Origin of the sequence: Streptomyces sp. NPDC050287 (assembly GCF_044459385.1) — a bacterium.
Lineage (GTDB): Bacteria > Actinomycetota > Actinomycetes > Streptomycetales > Streptomycetaceae > Streptomyces.
In genome coordinates this window covers 37740-61388 of record NZ_JBITIY010000001.1, presented here as the reverse complement: position 1 = coordinate 61388, position 23649 = coordinate 37740, and the positions used below count along the sequence as shown (strand labels likewise).

Genomic DNA, 23649 nt, shown 5'->3' with positions numbered 1-23649 from the left:
GCTGGCCCGGCGCGGGGTCCACCGGGACACTGGACCCGTGCGCACTGTCACAGCAACGGCCGCCGCCGTCACCGCAGCCCTGGCCGCCGGCGCGGCGAGCGTCGCCGCCGGCCGTCTCGCCAGCGACGCCGCGCTCAAGGCGCCGCCGGGACGCCCCCTGCCCACCGAACCCAGGCTCACCGTGCACGCCACGGCCGCGGGCCGGATCACCGTCACCCGCGACCTGGCCGCGCTGCGCCCCGGCACCTACGGCCTCGGCGGCAACGGTTCGCACGCGGTCGTCGGCCCCGTCCTCGGCACGGAGTCCCACTCCGCGGACACGGTGGTACGCCGCCTGGAACGCGTCACGCACGGCACTGTCAAGCCCGGCGACAAGGTCTGGCTCACCCCGAACCTCTACGTCGGCAACCCGGGCAGCGCCCTCGGACTGGACCACGCCGACGTCGACGTCGCCGGCGAACTCGGCGCTCTGCCCGCGTGGTTCGTGCCGGGGGTACGGGACACCTGGGTGATCGCGGTGCACGGCCTGGGCACCACCCGCGAACACGCCATGAACATCATGGAGTTCCTGCACCGCAATCGCTTCCCGGTGCTCGCCCTCGCCTACCGCGGCGACCTCGGCGCGCCCCGCTCGCCGGACGGGCTGAACCACCTCGGCGAGACCGAGTGGCACGACCTGGACGCCGCCATCCGCCACGCCGTCGCCGACGGGGCCCGCCGGGTGGTCCTGCACGGCTGGTCCACCGGCGCCACCATGGCGTTGCGCGCCGCCGCGAACTCGGAACTGCGCGAGCGGATCGCGGGGCTCGTCCTCGACTCCCCGGTACTCAGCTGGGAGACGACACTGCGCGCCCTCGCCGCGGCCCGCCGCACCCCGGGCGCCCTGCTGCCGCTGGCGGTGCGCGCCGCCCAGGGCCGCACCGGCATGCCCGCCGCCGACACCGACCGCGCCGCCGCCCCCGACCTTCCCCTGGCACCGACCCTGGTCTTCCACGGCCCGGACGACCGGGTGGCCCCCTGGGACCACTCCCGCCGTCTCGCCGCCGCCCACCCCCACCGCGTAGCCCTCCACACGGTCCGCAACGCCCCCCACGCGGCCATGTGGAACGCCGACCCGAAGTCCTACGAAGAGGCACTCCGCCGCTTCCTCACTCCCCTCATGTGAGCCCGCCACCTCGCCGTCGCCGCCCCGCCCCGCCCCGGTGCCGCAGGTTCCGTTTAACGCCGTACCAGTGGCCTGATCTCGGCTTCTGTCCCCCCGTGAGGGCCCGGCGTTGGCCATCCCCGTAGCCCGGGGTGACATTCCGTTTGGGTTTTCGGACCGTCAACCGGAAGACTGCACCCGTGACGTCCCGTATCCCGCGCGACTCCAGGCTTCGACTCGTCCGCCCGCGACCCCTGGCCGCCGCCCCCCGAGCTGTGAACCAGCGGCGCCCGAGCCGCCCGGCACCCCGCCCCCCGGAGGGCACACCGGCGCCGGCGGAACTGGCCAGAATGGCACGCTCAGGTCTCGCCGCCGCCGCCCGCGTGGCCCGCTGGGCGGACGCCGCTCTGCGCCCCGGCCGGAACGGCGCGAGCCCTGGCGGCAAGGGCACCCTCGCCGACGAGACCGCCGAACAGGCGGCCGCCGATCTGGGGTTGACCCCGGCTCAGGTGCGCGCCGACTGGGACACCGCCCGGCTCGCCGGACTCATCGAGGTGCACGGCGACAGCGCTCGCCCCGGCTGGCGGCTGCGCGCCTGGAACCGCGACGACAGTGCCGTACTGCGCGGTTGGGTCGCCCTCTTCGACGCCTGGTCGCTCGCCCGTCCGGAGCCCGCCGACCACGAGCCGGCCGCTGTTGCCGAGGTGGTCTCCGCCATGCCCCAGGTGCTCTCCTTCCTTCAACTGTCCGCCGGCCCCGTTCCCGTGGAGCAGCTCCTCGATCTCCTTCAGCAGCGCGTCACCGAGCTGCGTACGGAACGCTGTGAAATCCCCTACGGCCCGCGGACCGAGCCGGCCGAGCCCTCCGAGCCGCAGACCGCCGACGCCTCCCTCCCCTCGCTCACCCCCCTCACCCCTCTCCTCGATTGGGCCCTGCGTGCCCTCGCCTCCGTCGGCGCGCTCACCTACGGGGACGGGCAGGCCACGCTCACCCCGCTCGGCAGCTGGGCGGTCTGGGTCAAGCTGGAGCAGATCTGCGTCGCCGCGCAGAGCCCCGCCGGGAACATCGAGCAGCCGGCCGAGGACATGCTGCGCGGCTGCGCCCAGCTGCGCCCCAACGCGGCCCGCGCCGAGTACCGCGCCTGGCTCGCCGCCCGCCCCGTCGGCAACGCTGTCACCGAGCTCCTCGGCGCCGCCCGCGGCGAGGACGCCCTGCTGCGCGGACTCGCCTTCGAGGCGCTGCGCGTCGTCGGCGCCCCCGCCGAGCCCGACGTCCGCTCCGTGGCCGACGAGCCCGCCCTGCGGCCGTACGCCCTGCTGTGGCTGGCCGAGCACGACGGGATCGACCCGGAGGACGCCCACGAGGTCCTGACCCGGGAAGAGGCCACCTGGCTGTGGGTCGACACCGCCGCCGCCGTCGCCGACCACGGCGAGGCCCCGATGCTGGTCCGGCATCTGGAGTCCGCGCTGCAGCCGACCGTCCCCGCGCTGCTCGACGAGGTGCGCGCCGTCGGCCACCCCCGCACCGTGCAGGTGCTGGTAGCGCTCGCCGCCGCGCACCCCGACCCGGCCCTGGCGAAGGCCGTGCGCCGCGCCGCCTTCCAGGTGCACACCGGGGGTTGAGCCGGGAGTCGAGCCGTCCGGCCGTCAGCCCGTCCGTGGCCGGCCTGACTAGCCGGCTATTTCGGGTGTGTACGTGCCGAAGCTCCACACATTGCCCTCGATGTCCCGGGCCATGTAGTCCCGTGAGCCGTAGTCCTGGTCGGTCGGGGGCATCAGGATCTCCGCGCCGTGCTCCACGGCACGCCGGTGGTGTGCGTCGACGTCGTCCACCACGACGTACACGCCCGTGGTGCCCGCGTCCTTCATCGCCGTGTCGAAGACGCCGCCGCGGCCCTTGGAGCCGACCATGATCGCACCGTTGCCCTGTACCAGTTCGGCGTGCATCACCACGTCGGCACCGTTCTCGTCGCTCTCGTACACCGACAGTTCCGTGAAGCCGAAGGCCTCTGTCAACTGCCGGATCGCCGCCTTCGCGTCCTTGTAGAGCAGGGTCGGGTAGATGCTCGGACGCCCGCCGCTCGCGCCTGTCATGCGAATCACTCCCTTGTGATCGACTGCCGGAATTCCCTCTGCCATCAGTCTTGCAGCGACCACTGACAACGGCCCGGGCCCGCCGACCGGACACCCCGGGACCCGAACTCCCGCACACAGGAAAAGTGGTTGCACGGCCCCGTTAGACTGGCCCCATGGCCATTCTCCTCGCGCACTAGACGGCGGGAACGTCCTCAGCCGCCCATCCCGCCCCCCATCCGCTCTGGAGTCTGTCCGTGATCTCCGCCTCCGGTATCGAGCTGCGCGCCGGTGCGCGCGTCCTCATCGAGTCCGCCACCTTCCGTGTCACCAAGGGCGACCGCATCGGCCTGGTCGGCCGCAACGGCGCCGGCAAGACCACCCTCACCAAGTGCCTGGCCGGCGAGGGCGTCCCCGCCGCCGGCACCATCACGCGCTCCGGTGAGGTCGGCTACCTTCCCCAGGACCCCCGCACCGGCGACCTCGACGTCCTCGCCCGCGACCGCATCCTCTCCGCGCGCGGGCTCGACGTACTGATCCGCAAGATGCGTGAGAACGAGCAGCGCATCGCCAACGGATCGGGCGCCACCCGCGAGAAGGCGCTGCGGCAGTACGAGCGCCAGGAGACCGAGTTCCTCACCAAGGGCGGGTACTCCGCCGAGGCCGAGGCCGCCACCATCGCCGCCGCGCTCAACCTGCCCGACCGGGTGCTCGGGCAGCCGCTGCACACCCTCTCCGGTGGTCAGCGCCGCCGTATCGAGCTGGCCCGCATCCTGTTCTCCGACGCGGACACGCTGCTGCTCGACGAGCCCACGAACCACCTCGACGCCGACTCGATCGTCTGGCTGCGCGACTACCTCAAGACCTACCGCGGCGGCTTCATCGTGATCTCCCACGACGTCGACCTGGTCGAGACGGTCGTCAACAAGGTCTTCTACCTGGACGCCAACCGCGCCCAGATCGACGTCTACAACATGGGCTGGAAGCTCTACCAGCAGCAGCGTGAGGCCGACGAGAAGCGCCGCAAGCGGGAGCGGCAGAACGCCGAGAAGAAGGCCGCCGCCCTGCATTCGCAGGCCGACAAGATGCGCGCCAAGGCCACCAAGACGGTCGCCGCGCAGAACATGGCCAGGCGCGCGGACCGGCTGCTGGCCGGCCTGGACGCGGTCCGCCAGTCCGACAAGGTCGCCAAGCTCCGCTTCCCGGAGCCCGCCCCCTGCGGCAAGACCCCGCTGATGGCGGAGGGACTGTCGAAGTCGTACGGCTCCCTGGAGATCTTCACCGACGTCGACCTGGCCATCGACAAGGGCTCCCGGGTCGTCATCCTCGGCCTGAACGGCGCCGGCAAGACCACCCTGCTGCGGCTGCTCGGCGGGGTCGAGAAGCCCGACACCGGCCAGGTCATCGAGGGCCACGGCCTCAAGCTCGGGTACTACGCCCAGGAGCACGAGACCCTCGACCCGGCGCGCACCGTCCTGGAGAACATGCGCTCCGCCAACCCCGACCTGGATCTGGTCGAGGTCCGCAAGACGCTCGGCTCGTTCCTTTTCTCCGGCGACGACGTCGACAAGCCGGCCGGAGTCCTCTCCGGCGGCGAGAAGACCCGTCTGGCGCTGGCGACCCTGGTGGTGTCCTCGGCGAACGTGCTGCTCCTGGACGAGCCGACGAACAACCTCGACCCGGCCAGCCGCGAGGAGATCCTCGGCGCGCTGCGCACCTACAAGGGCGCGGTCGTCCTGGTCACCCACGACGAGGGCGCCGTCGAGGCGCTCCAGCCGGAGCGGATCATCCTGCTGCCCGACGGCGTCGAGGACCTGTGGGGCGCCGACTACGCGGACCTGGTGGCCCTGGCCTGAGCGGTCGAAGCGGTCAACGCCGCTTGATCGAAGAGGTGATCCACTGCGTATGGATCATTCGGCCGATCCGTGATCCACCATCTGTGTGAGATCTCCTCGTACCGAGGTGTGTCCTACATCAATTTCGCGGCCGAGTCCTTCATCGACGAGGGCTCGGCCGTCGCACGTCTCTGACCTGGCCCTTAGCGAAATTACCCGTTCGGCGGTACGAACAACACCGCGTGGAATTTCGTATTCCGCTTGTGGGGACACGCTCCTGTCGTCAAAACCTTGTCTCACGGACCTTGCCGAATGGGTGGCCATGTCGGCCCGGAGGGGTGATCATGAGGAGACCAGAGCGCACTTCCCATGAGGAGGCACGGGTGGCCGAGACTCTGAAGAAGGGCAGCCGGGTAACCGGCGCCGCGCGCGACAAGCTCGCGGCAGACCTGAAGAAGAAGTACGACTCCGGTGCGAGCATCCGAGCACTGGCCGAGGAAACCGGCCGCTCGTATGGCTTCGTACACCGGATGCTCAGCGAATCGGGTGTCACGCTCCGTGGGCGTGGCGGGGCGACGCGGGGCAAGAAGGCCGCTTCGTCCTGAACCCGGGCGGCCCATCGGCTTCGATGGTGGCCACCCGGTCGGTCGGTTGACCGGCCGGGTGGTTACTGTGCAGTCACTTAGCATCGCTCTGTTGACCGCACTCATCGGAGGCGCCCCATGGCTTCGCCCGACCAGGACGTAGCTCCCGAAGCTCCCGCACTCGACCAGGACGGCGTACGGCTCACCGTCGACGACGCGATCGCCACGGTGACGCTGACCAACCCGGCCAAGCGAAACGCCCAACATCCCGCTCTGTGGCGGGCGTTGGCCGAAGCCGGGCGGCTCCTGCCGGGCTCCGTCCGGGTCGTGGTGCTGCGTGCCGAGGGCAAGTCCTTCTCCGCCGGACTCGACCGGCAGGCGTTCACCCCCGAGGGCTTCGACGGCGAACCGTCGTTCATCGACCTCGCACGGGGCACCGACGCCGAGCTGGACGCTGCCATCGCCGGATACCAGGAGGGTTTCACCTGGTGGCGACGGAGCGACATCGTGTCCATCGCAGCGGTGCAGGGGCATGCCATCGGGGCGGGCTTCCAGCTCGCGCTCGCCTGTGACCTGCGCGTCGTCGCCGACGACGTGCAGTTCGCCATGCGCGAGACCAGCCTCGGACTGGTACCGGACCTCACCGGCACACATCCGCTGGTGGGACTCGTCGGATACGCCCGCGCGCTGGAGATCTGCGCGACCGGGCGGTTCGTGCACGCCGAGGAGGCCGTGAGCACCGGCCTGGCGAATGTCGCGGTGCCCGCGGACCAGCTCGGGGACGCGGTACACGACCTCGCCTCGGCGCTCCTCGCCGCGCCCCGGGACGCGGTGATCGAGACCAAGGCCCTGCTGCGCGGCGCCCAGGACCGCGACTACGAGGCACAGCGCACCGCGGAACGCGCCGCACAGGCCCGACGCCTGCGGGACCTGGCGGGCGTCGGCGAGTAGGTCCGCAGGCGACACACACATCGCACCGGTCCCACCGGCCTCACCGAGCTGACCGACCGTACTCACCGGACAGTGGTCACCAGTACTCCCACCGTCGGATGGTCCGGCAGCACCTGCCGCACCCGCACGCGGACCTCCCGGGCCACATCCACTGCCCGGTGGTCCGCGCGCACCGCCAGTTCCACCCGGACATGACGGCGGGGCAGGGCGGCGTCGCCCCGCTGCCGTTCCTCGATGTGCACCGCCCGGCCCAGCGTGCCGGTCAGGTGAGCCACGCCCGGCACGGTCAGGGCCGCCGCACCCGCCAGTTCCGCGTCGGCGTCCTCGCCGGGCTCGGCCGCGGCCGGCTCCGGCGGTCGTACGGGAAGGGCCTCAGGCTTCTCGTCGGCGTCCAGCAGGTCCGTCACCCGCAGATCCACCTCCGTCACCACCAGGCCGAGGCCTTCCGCCGCGGCCGCCAGTACCGCGCGCAGCCGCTCGGCCGTCGCGGGCAGCGGCCGGGCCGCCGTAGCCGCGCACTCCGCGGTCACCCGCAGCGGTCCGGGCGCCAGCGCGCTCGGCGGCGGTGGTACGGCGAACTCGTGCGCGTCCCCGGAATCGGCGTGCCCGATCCGCAATCGGTCCAGCCGTACGTCCCGCATGCCGTCGGCCGCGCGCCGCAGCACCGCGCCGGCCGCCTCCTCCGAGATCCACGCGCCGTCGCGGACTCCCCCGAGGGGCAGAAGTCTGCCGAGCCGCAGCTGCTCCCGTACCGCTCGCGTCCACTGTTCCGCTGTCATTGCTCCAGCCTGCCGCATCCCTGGCGCGGTATCCCGCAACCCCGCTTACGGTGGTCGAAGGGGACAAAGCGGAAGGGACGTACGGCGATGAGCGACATGACGCAGAACCGGACGCAGAACGCCGAGGGTGAGTTCGAGCCGCCGGTCCAGACTCGCAAGAACATCAAGCGCGGTGGAGGGGACCCGGCAACCAGGGGGCGGACGACCATTGCCGACGGGGTCGTGGAGAAGATCGCCGGAATGGCCGCCCGGGAGGTCGTCGGGGTGTACGCGATGGGCAGTGGGCTGAGCCGCACCTTCGGGGCGGTCCGGGACCGGGTGCCGGGCGGGGCGAAGTCGGTGACGCGCGGGGTCAAGGTCGAGGTCGGCGAGGTGCAGACCGCGCTCGACCTGGAGATCGTCGTCGACTACGGCGTGGCGATCGCCGATGTGGCCCAGGCCGTGCGGGAGAACGTCATCGCGGCGGTGGAGCGGATGACCGCCCTGGAAGTCGTGGAGGTCAACATCGCGGTGAGCGATGTGAAGCTGCCCGAGGAAGCGGACGAGGAACCGGAATCCCGGCTCCAGTGACCCACCGGACCGACAACCGAACGGAGTGGACTCACCATGAGCATGGCCGTGGTCGGCCTGATCGCCGGCATGGCGCTGGGCTTCGCCGGGTATTTCGGCGGGTTCGGCGCCTTCCTGCTGGTCGCCGCCCTGGGCGCGGTCGGATTCGTCGTCGGCCGGTTGCTGGAGGGGGACCTGGAGCTCGGCGACTTGTTCCGTACCCGTGAAGACCGACGTGACCGGCGGCGATGACGCCCGTGAGCAGTGATGACGTGAGCGGCGGGACCAGGAGCGGCAGCACCGTGAACGGCGGGGCGGGCGAGCCGCACGGAGCCCTGGCCGTCGTCCCGCCGGGCGAGCGCGGCGCCACCCGGATCGCCGACCGGGTCGTCGCGAAGATCGCCGGACAGGCGGCGCGCGAGGCGCTCGGCGAGCTGCCTGACGAGGCCGCGCGTCCGCACGCCGACGTCGTCGTCCTCCGCCACTCCTCACGTCGTCCGAGTGGGGAGATCCCCGTCGGCACCGCCCGCGTTCGTGTGCACATCGAACTCGACTACCCCACCGACATCGGCGCCCGGTGCGGTCGGGTGCGTCGGCATGTGGTGGAGCGGGTAGGCGCGTTGGTGGGCATGGAGGTGCCGGAGGTCGCCGTCCAAGTGGAGCGGCTGCATCCGGCAACGGCGCACGGCGTGGTACAGGGGAGGACGCGATGAGCGAGCCCCAGGGCTTTGAGGGCACCACACAGCGACTGCCGGTCATCGAGAAGGCGGCCGGCACAGGCGGGGAGTACGAGGCTCCGCCTGTGCTCGACGACGAGACGGGCGACGCGGGCGGCAGCGGCCGTTTCTGGTCGGCGCGCAGGGCCCCCGCGGGGATCGTGGCACTGCTGCTCCTGGTCGTCGCGGGAGCCTTCCTGTACGACGTCGCCGCCGTACGGGCCCACCGGGACGCCCTGTCCTGGCGACGGGAGCTGGCCCGGCAGCTCGCCGAGCGGCCCTTGGACGACACCTGGGTGCTGGTCGGCGCGGGCGTCACCGCGGCCCTCGGCCTGTGGCTGATCGTCCTGGCCCTCACCCCCGGCCTGCGGTCCGTGCTGCCGATGCGGCGCCCCCACCGGGACGTCCGCGCCGGACTCCACCGGGCCGCGGCCGCCCTGACGCTGCGCGACCGGGCGATGGACGTCGCGGGCGTGCGGTCGGCACGGGTACGGGTGCGCCGCGCCCGGGTGGACGTCCGCGCGCTCTGCCACTTCCGCGAACTGGACGACGTGAAGGCGGACTTGGAGGGCACACTCCGGGAGGCCGCCGACGGACTCGGGCTGGACCGCCCGCCCGCGCTGACGGTGCGTGTGGCACGGCCCGGACGGAAGGGGTGAGGACGGTGCTCAGGACCGTCAACCGCGTACTGCTCACAGCCGTCGGCCTCGTCCTGCTGTTCCTCGGCGGCTCCGTCCTCGCCGTGGGGCTGGGCGCCCCGTCGCCGTCCTGGTGGATCCACCAGGGGCGGCACGACGTGCTGCTCTCCGACGCCGAGCGCACGCGCTGGCGGGACGCCGGCTGGTGGTGGCCGACCGTCCTCGCCGTTCTCGCCGTGCTCGTGCTGCTCGCCCTGTGGTGGCTGACGGCGGTACTGCGCCGCAGCCGCCTGTCCGAGGTACTGGTCGACACCGGCGACGGGGAGGGCGCCCTGCTGCGGGGGCGTGCCCTGGAGAGCGTCCTGACGAGTCAGTCGGCCGACGTGGACGGCGTGTCCCACGCCCGGGCCCACCTCACCGGCCGCCCGACGGCCCCCGAGACCCGGGTACGCCTCCAGCTGGAGCCGTATGTGGATCCCGGGACGGCTCTGCACGACTTCACGGCCGGAGCCCTGACCCACGCCCGCGATTCGGCGGGCCTGGCGTCACTCCCGGCGGAGGTCAGGATGACGGCCGTCAAGCACCGGGGGGAAAGGGTCACTTGACCCGGACCCACCCGCGGAGCCCGGACCCGACCCGGTGTCAGAACCCGTGCCGCATCCCGCCGTCGACCGGGACCATGATCCCCGTCAGATAGGAAGCGGCCGGCGACAGCAGGAAGGCGGCCGTCCGTCCGAACTCCTCGGGCCTCCCGTACCGCCGCAACGGAATCCGCGACTCGTTCTGTGCCCGGGTGGCCTCCGGATCCGCGGACAGCCCGTCCAGCTCGCGCACCCGGTCCGTGTCGATCCGCGCCGGCAGCAACCCGACCACCCGGATCCCCCGCGGCCCCAACTCGTCCGCCAGCGACTTCGCGAACCCGGCCAGCCCCGGCCGCAGCCCGTTCGAGATCGTCAGCCCCGGGATCGGCTCGTGCACCGACCCGGACAGCACGAACCCGATGACACCGCCGGCCTCCAACTCGCTCGCCGCCGCCCGCGCGAGGCGTACCGCCCCCAGGAACACCGACTCGAACGCCGCCTGCCACTGTTCGTCCGTGTTGTCGGCGACGAACCCCGGCGCGGGCCCTCCGACGCTGATCAGCACGCCGTCGAAGCCGTCGAAGTGCTCCCGCGCGGCAGCGATCAGCCGGGCCGCCGAAGCCGGGTCGGCGTTGTCCGCGGCCAGCCCCACGGCGTTCGGCCCCAGCCCGGCCGCCGCGTCGGCGACGTTCTTCTCGTCCCGCCCCGTGACGACCACCTTCGCCCCGTCCGCGACGAGCTCACGCGCCGCGGCGTTGCCGAGGCCGCGGGTGGCCCCGGTGACGACGTACACCCGGTCCTTCAGTCCAAGATCCATGGCCCCTATCCTGCCCCTTCGCCCCCGAACAGGGCGAGGGCGGTGTTCACCAGGCCGATGTGGCTGAACGCCTGCGGCACGTTGCCGAGCAGGGCGCCCGCCACGGGATCGTACTCCTCGGACAGCAGCCCCACGTCGTTGCCCAGGTCCACCAGCCGTTCGAACAGCTCGCGTGCCTCCTTCGTGCGGCCCGTCATGTGCAGGGCGTCCGCCAGCCAGAACGAGCACGCGAGGAAGGTCCCCTCGTCGCCCGGCAGCCCGTCGACGTCGCTCTCCACGGTGCTGTAGCGGCGTACGAAGCCGCTGTGGCCCAGTTCGTCGCGGATCGCGTCGACGGTGCCGATCACGCGCGGGTCGTCGGGCGGGAGGAAGCCGACGCGGGGGATGAGCAGCAGGGAAGCGTCGAGTTCGCGGGAGCCGTAGTACTGGGTGAAGGTGTTGCGCCCGGGGTCGTAGCCCTTGTCGCAGACCGCCCGGTGCACTTCCTCGCGCATCGCGCGCCAGCCGTCGAGGTCGCCGCGCAGCGTCGGGTTCGCCTCCAGGGTGCGCACGGCACGGTCGGCGGCCACCCACACCATCACCTTGGAGTGGACGAAGTGGCGGCGGCCCCCGCGCACCTCCCACAGTCCCTCGTCGGGCTGCCGCCAGGCCGACTCCAGGTACTTCATCAGGGCGCTCTGCAACGCCCACATGTCTCCCTCGGGCGAAAGGCCCGCCGCCCGCGCCAGCGACAGCGAGTCCATGACCTCTCCGTACACGTCCAGTTGGAGCTGGTTCACGGCTTCGTTGCCGATGCGTACGGGCCTGGAGCCGGCGAAGCCGGACAGCCACGGCACCTCGAACTCGGGCAGCCGGCGTTCTCCCGCGAGCCCGTACATGATCTGCAGGTCCGCCGGGTCGCCGGCGACCGCGCGCAGCAGCCAGTTCCGCCAGGCCTCGGCCTCCTCCTGGTAGCCGCAGGACAGCAGGGCGCCCAGGGTGAGGGTGGAGTCGCGTAGCCAGCAGTAGCGGTAGTCCCAGTTGCGCACCCCGCCCATCTCCTCGGGCAGCGAGGTGGTCGCGGCGGCCACGATGCCGCCGGTGGGCGCGTAGGTGAGCGCCTTGAGGGTGATCAGGGAACGCACGACGGCGTCCCGGTGCGGACCGTGATAGCGGCACCGGGACACCCACGCCTGCCAGTCGGCGACGCTGGACTCCAGCACCTCGTACGGGTCGACGAGCGGTGGGCGCGGCTCGTGCGAGGGGTGCCAGGTGAGCACGAAGGCGACCTTCTCGCCCGCGGCGACCGTGAACTGCGAGTGGGTGCCGAAGTCCTCGCCCCAGGTGGGCACCGCGGGCTCGCTGCGCAGCCACGTCGAGTCGGGCCCCGCGACGGCCACCCGATGCCCGTCGGACCGGCGCACCCACGGCACGACCGTGCCGTAGTCGAACCGCAGCCGCAGGGTGCTGCGCACGGTGACCTCGCCGCTGAGCCCTTCCACGACGCGTACCAGGTCGGGGGCGCGGTCACGCTGCGGCATCAGGTCGGTGACCCGCACGCTGCCCTGAGCGGTCTCCCACTCGGTGTCGAGGACGAGGGTGCCGGGGCGGTAGGCGCGCCGGGTGCAGGGGCCCTGAACGCCCTTGGGCGCGATCCGCCAGTGGCCGTTCTCCTCGTCGCCGAGGAGCTTGGCGAAGCAGGCGGCCGAGTCGAAGCGGGGCAGGCACAGCCAGTCGACGGAGCCGTCCCGGCCGACCAGGGCAGCGGTCTGTTCGTCGCCGATGAGGGCGTAGTCCTCGATGCGGGGCTGCACGCAGTGCGGGTTCCCGGCGGGCCGAAGGGGCAATCAGGGCAGGGGCCGGGCGAGTGACGCGTGCGGGGTGCCGCCGCCCGCCCCCGAGAAGATCACCCCGGGGTCCGACGGTGTCTGGTTCAGCACCCACAGGCCGATCAGCGTGGCCAGGGTGAAGACGACGGCGATCAGCACGCCGAGCACGAGCCGTCGCCGGCGTTCCCGGCGCAGCCACTCGCCGCGTGCCGTGCGGTAGGCGTCCGGAGCGGGCGTCACCCCGCCGGCCAGCGCCTGAAGCGCCTTCTCCAACTCCCGTTCCGTGCGGCCTGGACCGGTGCCACGCGACTCAGTCGCATCTCGGTGCGTCATCGCCGGGCCTCCATCGCCTGGGTGAGCGCGGCCAGGCCGCGTGCCGTGTGCGTCTTCACCGAACCGCAGGAGATGCCCATCGCGGCGGCGATCTCGCCCTCCTTCAGCCCGAGCCAGTGCCGCAGCACGAGTGCCTCGCGCTGGCGGGCCGGCAGGTGCTGGAGCGCGTCGATCAGGACACGCTGGTCGTCGCGGAGCAGCGCGGCGCTCTCAGCGGAGGCGACGACCTCGTCCGGCAGGGCCGGCGGGTTCTCCACATGCTTGCGGGCGACCTGAAGGTGACGTATCCGCATCCGGGTCAGATTGCACACCGTGGAGCGCAGATAGGCCTCCGCCGCCTCGATGTCCCGCAGCCGCCGCCACTTGCGGTAGATCTGGTAGTACGCCTCGGCCACCACGTTCTCCGGGTCGTCGGCGCCGAGCAGCACGGCGAGCCGCAGCATCGAGGAATAGTGCAGCTCGAACAGGCGGGCGAGACCGGCCTCGCGCTCCAGGTCGGCCGGGTCGCTCACCACGGGCGCGAGAGCCGGCTGTCCGACGAACGGTTCCTGCACGGGAATCGGGTCTGTGCGTCTCACGGGTTGTTCGCTCCCGTCTCGGGGCGTCGCCTGACGGTCAGGCGGGACGGCAGATCGGTGAGGTCGGCGCCGCGCGGGACGCCGAGGCGTTCGAGAGTGGCGGTGCCGGCCACCGCGACGGTCAGGTTCAGCAGCAGGGCGGCGAGCCCGGCGTAGATCTCCAGCGGTCCGAAGCCCAGGGTCACGATGGACGAGAACCCCTCGCGCACGACCATGACGGTCCCGGCCACCATGCCCACGGCCCACCCGGCGAGCAGCGCCCGCGGATGCAGCCGCCCGGTGAACAGCCCCACGGCCACGGCCGGGAAGATCTGCAGGATCCACACCCCGCCCAGCAGCTGGAGATTGACGGCGTCCTGGTCGCGCAGCCCGAACACGAACGCGACCGCGCCCACCTTCGCGGTCAGGGAGACCGCCTTGGCGATGCGCACCTGCCGCTTGGGCGTGGCCGTCGGATGGACGTACTCGACGTACACGTTCCGTACGAAGCTCGTCGCCGCGGCGATCGACATCACGGCGGCCGGGACCAGCGCGCCCACGGTGATCGCGGCGAACACCAGTCCGGCCAGCGGCGCGGGCATCAGCCGGTCGACGAGCATCGGTACGGCGGACTCGGCGCCGCCCTTCGGCGCCCGCACGCCCGCCGCGAGGGCCGCGATGCCGAGGAAGCCGAACAGGGCGAGCAGGCCGGTCCAGGCGGGCAGCGCCACGGAGACCTTGCGCAGGGTGCGCGGCCCGTCGGCGGCGAACCCGGCGGTCAGCACGTGCGGGTACATCAGCAGGGCCAGCGCGGAGCCCAGCGCGAGGGTGGCGTACGCGGGCTGCTGGTGCGGGGACAGGAGCAGGGGGGAGTGGGCCACGTCCGTGCCGCCCAACCGCCGGGCCGCACCGTCGAACACGGCACCCGGTCCGCCGAGCCGCCGCAGCACCAGCCAGCACACGGCGGTGAGCGAGACGAAGACGGCCACCGCCTTCAGCGCGGAGATGACCGCGGGCGCCCGCAGCCCGTGCCGGTAGGTGGCCACCGCGAGTCCCGCGAACAGCGCCACCATCACCAGATCCCCGGACGCCCCCCTCGGGTACACGCCCCCGGCCGTCAACACCGCTCGTATACCGAGCAGTTGGAGTGCCAGATACGGCATCGTCGCGAGGATCCCGGTCAGCGCGACCACCAGGGCCAGCGGCGGCGACCCGTACCGTCCGCGCACGAAGTCGGCGGCGGTGACGTACCCGTGCCGACGGGCGACCGTCCACAGCCGGCTGAGCAGGACGAAGGCGAGCGGGCAGAGCATCACCGTGTACGGCACCGCGAAGAAGGCGGGCGCCCCGTTGCCGTACGCCAGGCCCGGGACGGCCGTGAAGGTGTACGCGGTGAAGATCGTGCCGCCCAGCAGCAGCCAGGTCCACACCGGGCCGAGGCTGCGGTCGGCCAGCGCCCAGCCCTCCAGGGAGGGCAGCCGGTCGCTGGGCCGCAGGCGCCGCGCGGTGACGGCGAGCAGCGACGCCCCGCCGATCACGGCGAGGAACGTCGCGGTCATGGCGCCGTCGGCCATGGGTCACCGTCCTTGGTGTGCCTGTGCCCTCAGGGGAGAGTTGCGCGGGTGGCCCGATCGGAGGACAGGGAACCGGCGGGAAATCTTCTGGACATTCGCTGTCAACCGGTTCCGGCGGGTGGGCAACTCTTGCACAGACCGACAGCGAGCGGGACCCCTCGGGCGTCGCGACCGCTGATCAGCGTGCCTTTGCGAGCTGTCGAGACCTTTCATCCCGCGTTTGAGCCAGGAGTCGCCATGCCTACGTCCGTCCTGCCCGAAACCGGCCGACCGGTGCCGGAAAAATCACGTATGTCACCACGGTCGATCCTGTTGTGGGCCGCCGTCGCCCTGCTCGGCGCCGTCGCCTGGGGCGTCCTCGCACTGGCCCGGGGGGAGCGGATCTCCGCGGTCTGGCTGGTGGTGGCCGCGCTCGGCTCGTATGCCATCGCCTACCGCTTCTACTCCCGCTTCATCGCCCGCCGGGTACTGAAGCCGGACGACAGCCGGGCCACCCCGGCCGAACGCCTCGAGGACGGCGTCGACTTCCACCCCACCGACCGCCGGGTGCTGCTCGGCCACCACTTCGCCGCGATCGCGGGTGCCGGCCCGCTGGTGGGACCGGTCCTCGCGGCCCAGATGGGATACCTGCCCGGAACGCTCTGGATCGTCGCCGGGGTGATCTTCGCCGGGGCGGTGCAGGACATGGTCGTGCTGTTCCTGTCGATGCGCCGGGACGGCACGTCGCTCGGGCAGATGGCCCGCGAGGAGATCGGCCGGGCGGGCGGGACCGCGGCCCTGATCGCCGTGTTCGCCATCATGATCATCCTGTTGGGGGTGCTGGCGCTGGTCGTCGTCAACGCCCTCGCCCACTCCCCGTGGGGCACCTTCTCGGTCGCGATGACCGTCCCCATCGCCCTGTTCATGGGCTTCTGGCTGCACCGCATCCGCCCCGGCCGGGTCGTCGAGACGAGCCTCATCGGTGTGGCGCTGCTGCTGCTCGCCATCGCCGGTGGCAGCTGGGTGCAGAACTCCTCACTGGCCGGCGCCTTCACCCTGAGCCCGACGACCCTCGTCTTCTGCCTGATCGGCTACGGCTTCGTCGCCTCCGTCCTGCCCGTGTGGATGCTGCTGGCGCCGCGCGACTACCTGTCCACCTTCATGAAGATCGGCACCATCGCGCTGCTCGCGGTGGGCGTCGTGGTCGCCGCGCCGGTGCTGCGGGCGGACGCGGTGAGCGACTTCGCCACCTCGGGCGCGGGGCCGGTCTTCGCGGGCTCGCTCTTCCCGTTCCTGTTCATCACGATCGCCTGCGGTGCCCTGTCCGGCTTCCACGCCCTGGTCGCCTCCGGCACCACCCCGAAACTGATCCAGAAGGAGTCCCAGGTCCGGCTGATCGGCTACGGCGCGATGCTGATGGAGTCCTTCGTCGCGATCATGGCGCTGATCGCGGCGGCCACCCTGGAACCGGGCCTGTACTACGCGATGAACGCCCCCGCCGGACTTCTCGGTACGACGGCCCAGTCCGCGTCCCACGCGGTGGCCGGCCTCGGCTTCGCCATCACCCCCGACCAGCTCACCCAGGCGGCCAAGGCGGTCGAGGAGCAGACCCTGATCGCCCGCTCCGGCGGCGCGCCGACCCTCGCCGTCGGCATGTCGGAGATCTTCTCCGGGATCCTCGGCGGCACCGCGATGAAGGCGTTCTGGTACCACTTCGCGATCATGTTCGAGGCGCTGTTCATCCTGACCACGGTCGACGCGGGCACCAGGGTCGGACGCTTCATGCTCCAGGACATGCTCGGCAACGTCTTCAAGCCCCTGGGCCGGGTCAACTGGAAGCCCGGCATCTGGCTGTGCAGCGGCCTGGTCGTCGCCGCCTGGGGCTACTTCCTGCACTCCGGCGCCACCGACCCGCTCGGCGGGATCAACCAGCTCTTCCCGCTGTTCGGCATCGCCAACCAGCTCCTCGCCGCCATCGCCCTGGCCCTCTGCACGACCGTACTGATCAAGTCCGGGCGGTTGCGCTGGGCCTGGGTGACGGGCGCTCCGCTGGCCTGGGTGGTCGCGATCACCTTCACCGCGGGCTGGCAGAAGATCTTCTCCGACGACCCCAGGGTCGGTTTCTTCGCCCAGCGCACCCGGTACGCCGACGCCCTCGACGCCGGCCAGGTCCTGCCGCCCGCCAAGACCCTCGACGACATGCACACCGTCGTCACCAACTCCGCCGTCGACGGTGTGCTCATCGCCCTGTTCCTGCTGCTGGTGGCCGTGGTGATCGGCAACGCGGCGGTGGTGTGCGTACGGGCGCTCCGCACGCCGGGCGGCCTGCCGCTCACCGAGGCGCCGTACGTCGAGTCCCGTATCGGCGCCGCCCCGGAGCCGGCCGAGCCGCTCGCGGAGGCCCGGACATGAGGAGTGCTGTGCGCTGGGTCCGGGCCGTGCGCTGGTATCTGCGCGAGCTGACCGGGGAGGCGGAGTACGACCGCCACTGCGAGCGGCACCGGCGCCGGCATCCGGGGGTTCCGGCACCGACCCGGCGGGAGTACGAGGTGCTGCGCGCGGCGCGGAGGGAGGGGCGGCCCGAGGGGCGGTGCTGCTGAGGAGCTGATGCCGCTGGGGGTTCGTGGTGCTCGGGTGCCGGAGTGAGGAGTCCGGGCGGCGCCGGGTCGAGGGGCGTCACACCGCGGCCGGTGCGGGCTCCTCGCTCGGCTGGTCGGCGGCCTCCCGGCGGTCGCGCAGCTCGCGCCGGACCAGGATCACCCAGCCGACCGGGACCGCGGCGGAGAACAGCCACCACTGGATGGCGTACGCGTAGTTCAGTGCGGCGTCCTCGTTGCCGGGCCTGCCCACCAGCTCGGGGACGTCGCCCTTCGGTTCGGGTGTCGTCTGCGCGATGTAGCCGCCGAGCACCTCGGCACCGAGGCGGCGGGCCTCCTGCTCGCTGTTGATCAGCATGACCTGCCGGTCCGGCAGTCCCTTGAGGTTCTTGATGCCGCTCGCCGCGGTCGTCTCGTCGGGCATCAGCCGCCCGGTGACGGTGATCTCGCCGCGCGGCGGCGCGGGGATCTCGGGGAACGCGGTCTGGCTCGGGCCGTTCGCGGGGATCCAGCCCCGGTTCACGAGCAGGACCTTGCCGTCGTCGAGGACGAACGGGGTCAGGACGTGGTAGCCGACCTCGTCGTCGGAGTTGGTGCGGCGGCGGACGACGACCTCGTCGTCGGTGTCGAAGCGGCCCTTCGCGGACACGTTGTGGTACCGGTCCTTCGTGGTGACCGTGTGCCCGGGGGACGTCAGAGTCTCCACGGGCACCGGCTTCGAGGACAGCGCGTCGGCGACCAGCTGGTTGCGGGCGCTGCGCTCCTCGTAGCGGTGCATCTGCCAGATGCCCAGCCTGATCATCGTGGGGATGAGAAGGAGGGCGACCAGCGTGAGGATCACCCACTGCCGGGACAGAAGGAAGCGGTACACCCCACGACCGTACAACTCGGTCGTGGGGTGCACGGCGGTGGGGGGCCGCTTCAGACCTTGTCGACGATGCCCACCCTTCCCTCCGCGCGGGCGCAGTGGGCGCCGCAGTACCAGTGACCCTCGACCTCGACGCCCTGGCCGATGATCTGCACCCGGCAGTGCTCGCAGATGGGTGCCATGCGGTGGATCGCACAGGAGAAGCAGTCAAAGACATGCACCGCGCCCTGGGCGTGAATTTCGAAGGTCATTCCGTAGTGGTTGCCGCACACTTCACATGTCGCCATGCGCCACAGGGTGAGCCGTCGGTACCGCGCGGGCGAGCCGCCGCCGGGCGAGTCGCCCGGCAATCACCCGTCCGTACGGTCACTCCGGGCGTCGCACGGCCGCGGGTCCGGCCTCTGTGCGGTCGCTGCGGGGCGTCGCACGGCCGCGGGTCGCCCTCCGTACGGTCACTGCTCCGCGGCCGGCTCGACATCTCTGAGCAGCTGCCCGAAGGCGGCCTCGTCGACCACCGGGGTGCCGAACTGGCGGGCCTTGACCACCTTCGACGTGCCCGATTCCGGGTCGTTGGTGACGAGCAGGCTGGTGAGCCGGGAGACGCTGGTGGCCACGTGGAGTCCGGCCTCGGTCGCGCGGTCCTCCAGGAGGTCCCGCTCGACTGACGTGTCCCCGGAGAACGCGATCCGCATGCCCTGTTTGAGCGGTTTGCCGTCTTCGTAGCGGCCCGGGTTGGGGTAGGGGCACGCGGGCCTCTTACGGGCGGGACGCCAACTGCCGGGCCGGTAGCCACCGTAGCCGCCCGAACCGCGGTAGCTGCCGCCCGAGCCGCCGTAGCCGCCGCCCGAGCCCGCCTGCTGCCCGATCCGGGGCGTCGGCCGGTCCGACCACTCGGTCAGCGGCCGGCACTCGTGCAACGGCAGCCGGACGCCGCCATCGGCCGCTGCCCTCAGGCTCGGCCGGAACGCCTCCGCCAGCACCCGCGCGTCGTCCAGCGCGTGGTGCGCCCGCTGCTGGACGACGCCGAAGTGCGCCGCCAGGGTCTCCAGCTTGTGGTTGGGCAGCGGCAGGCCCAGCTCCTTGGACAGCGCGATGGTGCACAGCCGCTGCCGCACCGGCGCCTCGCGCTCCGCGCGCGCGTACTCCCGCGCGATCATCTGCCAGTCGAAGACCGCGTTGTGCGCGACGAGCACCCGCCCGTCGAGACGGGACGAGAACTCCTCGGCGATCTCCGTGAAGAGGGGCGCGCCTTCCAGTACGTCGCTCGTCAGACCGTGGATCCACACCGGGCCCGGGTCGCGCTCCGGGTTGACGAGCGTGTACCAGTGGTCCTCGACCTCGCCGCGCGCGTCCAGGCGGTAGACGGCCGCGGAGATTATCCGGTCGTCGCGGGCCAGGCCGGTGGTCTCCACGTCAACGACCGCGTATCCCGGCGGATACGCGGCCGGCCACCCCGTGGCGGAGGGCGCTGCGGTCGTGAGGTCTTCGAGCATGGTCCCTGAGGATACGGGCCCCGACTGACAGCGCCGTCCCGTACCCGTCCGTCAGGTGCCGTGCGCCGTCCGCGTGTTCGAGCGTCGATGACAGCCGCGTAACCGTCCGCGTGCCGAAGTGCCTTTGCGGGAGTGACATTTCACTCCTCGACGCCCGCCCTTCGTCGGTACGGGCCGTCCGCGTCGGTAGTGACCGCCCGACCCAGGGGATGCGATCCTCCGGGTGTGACCGAACCCACTCATGACGAGGCCCACGGCCAAGCGCTCGGCGCCCGCCTCAACTGGCTGCGCGCGGCGGTCCTGGGCGCGAACGACGGCATCGTCTCCACCGCCGGTCTGGTCGTCGGCGTGGCCGGCGCGACGGCGGATCGCTCCACGCTGCTCACGGCCGGCCTGGCGGGCCTGCTGGCCGGCTCCATGTCGATGGCGGCGGGGGAGTACGTGTCCGTGTCCACCCAGCGCGACACCGAGAAGGCCGCCCTGGCGCTGGAGAGGCGGGAGTTGCGGGAGCAGCCCGAGGCCGAACTGGAGGAGCTGACCGAGTTGCTGGAGGAACGGGGGCTCACCCGGGAGGTGGCCCGGGACGCGGCCGAGCAGCTGACGGAACGGGACGCGCTGAGGGCGCACGCGCGCGTGGAGCTCGGTATCGATCCCGACGACCTCACCAACCCGTGGCACGCGGCCTGGGCGAGCTTCCTGGCGTTCACCGTCGGGGCGTTGCTGCCGCTGCTGGCGATCGTCCTGCCGCCCTCGGACTGGCGGGTGCCGGTCACCGTGGTGTCGGTCCTCGCCGCGCTCACCCTGACCGGCTGGAGCAGCGCCCGGCTGGGGGCGGCCGGACCGGGCCGGGCGATGCTGCGGAACGTGGCGGGCGGGGCGCTGGCGATGGCGGTGACCTACGCGGCGGGACGGCTGCTGGGCGCGGCGGGGGTGTGACTGCGACGCTCACCTCGTGGAAACGCGCCACCTGAAGTTCACCACTGGAAACGCGCTACCTGAAGTTCACCCCTGGAAACGCGCCACCTGAAGTTCACCCCTGGAAACGCGCCACCTGAAGTTCACCCCTGGAAAACGCGCCACCTGAAGTTCACCCCTGGAACCCGGCGACCTGAAGTTCACCATCTGATGGGCAGCGGCATCGCGGTCAGCAGCCCCGACACCGCGACCACCAGCCCCAGGGCGACGATCTCCGCGCGCGCGGGTGCGCAGGCGGTCAGCGGGTCGGTGGCGCGGCGCAGCCGGATCCGCGCCCAGAGGGCGAGCAGGGCGACGACGGCCACCAGGAGCACCTTGGCGAGCAGGGTGCGTCCGTACGCCGTCGTCGTCAGCTGATCCAGGATCGTGCCCGCCGGCATGCGGCGCAGCGAACTCGTCAGCCCGCTCGCCGTGATGGCGGCGAGCAGAACGGCAGCAAGGCGCGCGTACAGCCCGAGCAGCGCCGCGCCCATCTCGGGAGAGCGCCACAGCCGCAGGGTGCGCAGCACGGACAGCAGGCCGCCCGTCCACAGTGCCGCGCAGGTCAGGTGCACCAGTGTCAGGCCGGAACCGAGCAGCGGTCTCGTCTCGGTCGGGGGATGCGCTCGCAGGGCTTCCGCCACGACCACCGCGGCCAGCGGCCAGACCTGGGTGGCGGGGCGGCGCGAGAGGGCGCACAGGCCGACCGCGAGGAAGGCGTTGACCTCCACCAGGGCGAGTTTGCCCGCACGGGACTCGTACAGGCCGCCGATGTCGATCGCGGTGACGCTGTCCGGCACCAGGTTGCCGGTCGCCGCGACCGACGCGAGTCCGAGGGCCGCGAGGAAACCGGCGCAGGCAGCGTACGGAGCCCAACTGCGGGGCGCGGTCGGGGTGGCGACCGACACCGCGTCCGCCAGCCGGCGCGCGAACAGTTCGCCCAGCGGGACACTGAACGCCGCGAACAGCACCGTGCGCAGGAGCGCGATGCCGCCCGCGCCGGGCGGGGATGCCTCGCCGGTGCCGTGCAGTGCGGCGGACGGCCCGAGCAGCGGGATCAGCGCGCCCAGGACCACCAGGACAAGAACGACGACGGCCCGGCCCGTGCCGGGGCGTGGTCTGGGACCGATCGGGTCGGCCACCTCGGAGGTCGGTCGTATCAACGTCACCTCACGATCTTCACCAGCTATCACAGAACGGGGCAAGTCCAGGAAAACAACTGGAGGAACGACGTTCCGCCCATAAATCCGGCGCGATCCCCCTGGGTGAGTACGGTTTCCGACCGCTCCATGACTCAGCTCCAGCACGGTGCGTCCGTCCCCCAGGGGCCCGGCTGGCGCGTCCAGTCGAGTGGTCCGCCCGCGAAGGAGAGCGGCGAGCGCGCGTACCGCAGCCGCCCCAGCACACTGTCCGCCTCGGCCAGCCAGGGCCGGGCCCCGTCGTACGCCCTGCCTCCCATCCCCTCGGACGCCGTCCCGCCCGCCTCGTCGTACGCCGTCCCGCCGGTCCGGCCGTGCCCGACGCCGTGCATCAGCCACCGCGCCGTTCGCGCGAGCGCCAGCCGTACGACCCTGCTGCCGCCCTCGTACGACTGCTCGGTCAGCGTCCGCAGCACCGCGGCGGCGAGCAGGTACCCCGTCCCGTGGTCCAGCGCCTGCGCCGGCAGGGCACCGGGCTGCTGCGGGGATCCTTCGACCGCCGCGATCCCGGTGGCCACCTGCACCAGGCTGTCGAACCCGCGCCGCCCGGCCCAGGGCCCGTACGCGCCCCACGCCGACAGTTGCGCCACGACCACCCCGGGCCGCCGCTCGGCCAGCGCCTCGGCCGACAGCCCGAACCGGTCCAGCGCGCCCGGGCGGTAGCCGGTGACGACCACGTCCGCCGCCGCGAGCAACTCCTCGAAGGTCCGGCGGCCGGCCGCGAGATCGAGGGCCGCCGACCGCTTCCCGAAGCCCGTGTCGGCGTGCTGGTCGGGGAGTTCGGGCGACTGCGGGGCGTCCACACGCAGTACGTCCGCGCCCAGGAGGGCGAGGGTGCGGGTGGCGACCGGGCCCGCGATGACCCGCGTCAGGTCCAGGACGCGCAGCCCGGCGGCGGGCAGCAGGGGAGTGCCGTCGTCGCCGGGGGTGATCGGCGCGAGCGCGCGAGCGGGCGCCGAGTCCAGCCGCCCGCGCTCCACCAGCGGACGTGCGGCCACCGCGGCGCCCTGCGCGTGCGCGGCCCACTCCTCGGGTGTGCGCAGGGCCACGGCGAGGCCGCCGGCCGCGTACACGGCTTCCTCGACCTCCAGGGCGGACCGCTCGGCGAGCGCCGACTCGACGGAGGGGACCCGCCCTTCGGGCAGCCCCAGGGCGGCGAGCAGCCGCTGTCGGTGATGCGGATAGTTCGCGTGCGTACGCACCCATCCGTCCGCCGTCCGCCAGAACCGGGACAGCGGGGCGAAGGTGACCGGTGCCCGGCCGTCGACCAGCAGATGCCGCTCACTGACGAACGCGGTCGCGACGGCCCCGTCGTCCACCCGCACCGCCGGCACCTCGGCGAGCCCGGCCCGCCGCGCCCCCAGTTCGGCGGCGGCCAGCGCGCAGGCGCCGACGCAGGCACGCGCCAACTCCCGTACGGGAAGGCGCCCCTGAAGAGCGCCCTCCCGTACGACGGTCGACACGCGGGAGAGCAGTGCGGGATCGCCGCCCAGCTCGGACCAGGCCACCTCGATGTCAGTCATGACCGCACTATGCAGTATGGACCGAACCAGCGGATGAGCCCGTGTCTGCCCAGGTCAACCAGGTCCACGGCTCAACCACGTCGATCAGGCTGTGGCGG

The 23649-nt window shown here is 72.3% G+C and carries 25 protein-coding genes; 13 read left to right on the top strand and 12 right to left on the bottom strand.

Features of this window, described 5'->3' with window-relative positions; all coding sequences use genetic code 11:
• The first annotated feature begins 37 nt into the window (after positions 1-37).
• Together ACIBK3_RS00310 and ACIBK3_RS00305 are read left to right on the top strand one after the other, a co-directional pair.
• A complete protein-coding gene (locus ACIBK3_RS00310) occupies positions 38-1165 on the top strand; it encodes an alpha/beta hydrolase (RefSeq protein WP_399360279.1) in 1128 nt (375 codons plus the stop codon).
• Between the two features lie 179 nt (positions 1166-1344).
• On the top strand, positions 1345-2766 hold the full coding sequence (locus ACIBK3_RS00305; protein WP_399360277.1) for a hypothetical protein: 1422 nt from the start codon (positions 1345-1347) through the stop codon (positions 2764-2766).
• Positions 2767-2814: 48 nt separating this feature from the next.
• Here the strand turns inward: ACIBK3_RS00305 and ACIBK3_RS00300 are convergent, their stop codons facing one another.
• Positions 2815-3237, bottom strand: coding sequence for a VOC family protein (locus ACIBK3_RS00300; protein ID WP_399360275.1), 423 nt, complete (start codon positions 3235-3237; stop codon positions 2815-2817).
• 236 nt (positions 3238-3473) lie between these two features.
• Here ACIBK3_RS00300 and ACIBK3_RS00295 point away from each other — a divergent pair, with 236 nt between their 5' ends.
• The 3 genes from ACIBK3_RS00295 (at position 3474) to ACIBK3_RS00285 (ending at position 6586) form a co-directional block, all read left to right on the top strand.
• Entirely contained in the window at positions 3474-5072 is a 1599-nt protein-coding gene (locus ACIBK3_RS00295) for an ABC-F family ATP-binding cassette domain-containing protein (RefSeq protein WP_399360273.1), read from the top strand.
• 362 nt (positions 5073-5434) lie between these two features.
• Positions 5435-5656 (top strand): helix-turn-helix domain-containing protein, encoded by a 222-nt coding sequence (locus ACIBK3_RS00290; RefSeq protein ID WP_004002281.1) that lies wholly within the window; start codon positions 5435-5437, stop codon positions 5654-5656.
• Between the two features lie 117 nt (positions 5657-5773).
• A complete protein-coding gene (locus ACIBK3_RS00285; protein WP_399360271.1) occupies positions 5774-6586 on the top strand; it encodes an enoyl-CoA hydratase/isomerase family protein in 813 nt (270 codons plus the stop codon).
• A 62-nt stretch (positions 6587-6648) separates the two neighbouring features.
• On the opposite strand, the gene ACIBK3_RS00280 is transcribed toward ACIBK3_RS00285, so the two are convergent.
• The gene (locus ACIBK3_RS00280) at positions 6649-7365 is read right to left on the bottom strand and encodes a nucleopolyhedrovirus P10 family protein (RefSeq protein WP_399360269.1); all 717 of its coding nucleotides are present in this window, start codon (positions 7363-7365) and stop codon (positions 6649-6651) included.
• Between the two features lie 87 nt (positions 7366-7452).
• Between ACIBK3_RS00280 and ACIBK3_RS00275 the strand changes: the two genes are divergently transcribed.
• Genes ACIBK3_RS00275 through amaP form a run of 5 tightly spaced genes read left to right on the top strand, consistent with a single transcriptional unit; the run spans position 7453 to position 9873 of the window.
• Entirely contained in the window at positions 7453-7935 is a 483-nt protein-coding gene (locus ACIBK3_RS00275; protein WP_399360267.1) for an Asp23/Gls24 family envelope stress response protein, read from the top strand.
• A gap of 36 nt (positions 7936-7971) precedes the next feature.
• On the top strand, positions 7972-8166 hold the full coding sequence (locus tag ACIBK3_RS00270; protein ID WP_399360265.1) for a hypothetical protein: 195 nt from the start codon (positions 7972-7974) through the stop codon (positions 8164-8166).
• Positions 8163-8627, top strand: coding sequence for an Asp23/Gls24 family envelope stress response protein (locus ACIBK3_RS00265; protein WP_399360263.1), 465 nt, complete (start codon positions 8163-8165; stop codon positions 8625-8627). The genes ACIBK3_RS00270 and ACIBK3_RS00265 overlap by 4 nt, the downstream gene beginning before the upstream one ends.
• Positions 8624-9289, top strand: a complete 666-nt coding sequence (locus tag ACIBK3_RS00260) for a DUF6286 domain-containing protein (RefSeq protein ID WP_399360261.1) — start codon at positions 8624-8626, stop codon at positions 9287-9289. Before ACIBK3_RS00265 ends, ACIBK3_RS00260 begins: the two co-directional genes overlap by 4 nt.
• Positions 9286-9873 carry an alkaline shock response membrane anchor protein AmaP gene (gene amaP, locus ACIBK3_RS00255; protein ID WP_399360259.1) on the top strand — a complete coding sequence of 196 codons (588 nt, stop codon included), beginning with the start codon at positions 9286-9288 and terminating at the stop codon, positions 9871-9873. Before ACIBK3_RS00260 ends, amaP begins: the two co-directional genes overlap by 4 nt.
• Positions 9874-9910: 37 nt before the next feature.
• Here the strand turns inward: amaP and ACIBK3_RS00250 are convergent, their stop codons facing one another.
• Genes ACIBK3_RS00250 through ACIBK3_RS00230 form a run of 5 tightly spaced genes read right to left on the bottom strand, consistent with a single transcriptional unit; the run spans position 9911 to position 14938 of the window.
• Positions 9911-10666, bottom strand: a complete 756-nt coding sequence (locus ACIBK3_RS00250) for an SDR family oxidoreductase (protein WP_399360257.1) — start codon at positions 10664-10666, stop codon at positions 9911-9913.
• A 5-nt stretch (positions 10667-10671) separates the two neighbouring features.
• A complete protein-coding gene (locus ACIBK3_RS00245; RefSeq protein WP_399360255.1) occupies positions 10672-12459 on the bottom strand; it encodes a glycoside hydrolase family 15 protein in 1788 nt (595 codons plus the stop codon).
• Positions 12460-12492: 33 nt separating this feature from the next.
• Complete coding sequence (locus ACIBK3_RS00240; protein WP_399360253.1) at positions 12493-12807, bottom strand: hypothetical protein; 315 nt, start codon at positions 12805-12807, stop codon at positions 12493-12495.
• Positions 12804-13367 (bottom strand): sigma-70 family RNA polymerase sigma factor, encoded by a 564-nt coding sequence (locus ACIBK3_RS00235; RefSeq protein ID WP_399362020.1) that lies wholly within the window; start codon positions 13365-13367, stop codon positions 12804-12806. The genes ACIBK3_RS00240 and ACIBK3_RS00235 overlap by 4 nt, the downstream gene beginning before the upstream one ends.
• 14 nt (positions 13368-13381) lie before the next feature.
• Entirely contained in the window at positions 13382-14938 is a 1557-nt protein-coding gene (locus ACIBK3_RS00230; RefSeq protein ID WP_399360252.1) for a sodium:solute symporter, read from the bottom strand.
• A 237-nt stretch (positions 14939-15175) separates the two neighbouring features.
• On the opposite strand from ACIBK3_RS00230, the gene ACIBK3_RS00225 reads away from it, so the two are divergent.
• Positions 15176-17329: a carbon starvation CstA family protein gene (locus tag ACIBK3_RS00225; protein WP_399360250.1), complete on the top strand. Its 2154-nt coding sequence runs from the start codon at positions 15176-15178 to the stop codon at positions 17327-17329.
• A complete protein-coding gene (locus ACIBK3_RS00220) occupies positions 17326-17517 on the top strand; it encodes a YbdD/YjiX family protein (RefSeq protein ID WP_399360248.1) in 192 nt (63 codons plus the stop codon). The genes ACIBK3_RS00225 and ACIBK3_RS00220 overlap by 4 nt, the downstream gene beginning before the upstream one ends.
• A gap of 76 nt (positions 17518-17593) precedes the next feature.
• Here the strand turns inward: ACIBK3_RS00220 and ACIBK3_RS00215 are convergent, their stop codons facing one another.
• The 3 genes from ACIBK3_RS00215 to ACIBK3_RS00205 all read right to left on the bottom strand — a co-directional run bounded on the left by ACIBK3_RS00215 (position 17594) and on the right by ACIBK3_RS00205 (position 19875).
• Positions 17594-18385 (bottom strand): SURF1 family protein, encoded by a 792-nt coding sequence (locus ACIBK3_RS00215; RefSeq protein ID WP_399360246.1) that lies wholly within the window; start codon positions 18383-18385, stop codon positions 17594-17596.
• 50 nt (positions 18386-18435) lie between these two features.
• On the bottom strand, positions 18436-18669 hold the full coding sequence (locus ACIBK3_RS00210) for a hypothetical protein (protein ID WP_399360244.1): 234 nt from the start codon (positions 18667-18669) through the stop codon (positions 18436-18438).
• A gap of 165 nt (positions 18670-18834) precedes the next feature.
• Complete coding sequence (locus tag ACIBK3_RS00205) at positions 18835-19875, bottom strand: DEDDh family exonuclease (RefSeq protein ID WP_399360242.1); 1041 nt, start codon at positions 19873-19875, stop codon at positions 18835-18837.
• Positions 19876-20100: 225 nt separating this feature from the next.
• Between ACIBK3_RS00205 and ACIBK3_RS00200 the strand changes: the two genes are divergently transcribed.
• Positions 20101-20811 (top strand): VIT family protein, encoded by a 711-nt coding sequence (locus tag ACIBK3_RS00200; protein WP_399360240.1) that lies wholly within the window; start codon positions 20101-20103, stop codon positions 20809-20811.
• Positions 20812-20990: 179 nt separating this feature from the next.
• On the opposite strand, the gene ACIBK3_RS00195 is transcribed toward ACIBK3_RS00200, so the two are convergent.
• Entirely contained in the window at positions 20991-21998 is a 1008-nt protein-coding gene (locus tag ACIBK3_RS00195) for a CopD family protein (RefSeq protein WP_399360238.1), read from the bottom strand.
• A gap of 125 nt (positions 21999-22123) precedes the next feature.
• Complete coding sequence (locus ACIBK3_RS00190) at positions 22124-23551, bottom strand: CoA transferase (protein WP_399360236.1); 1428 nt, start codon at positions 23549-23551, stop codon at positions 22124-22126.
• Between the last annotated feature and the right edge of the window lie 98 nt (positions 23552-23649).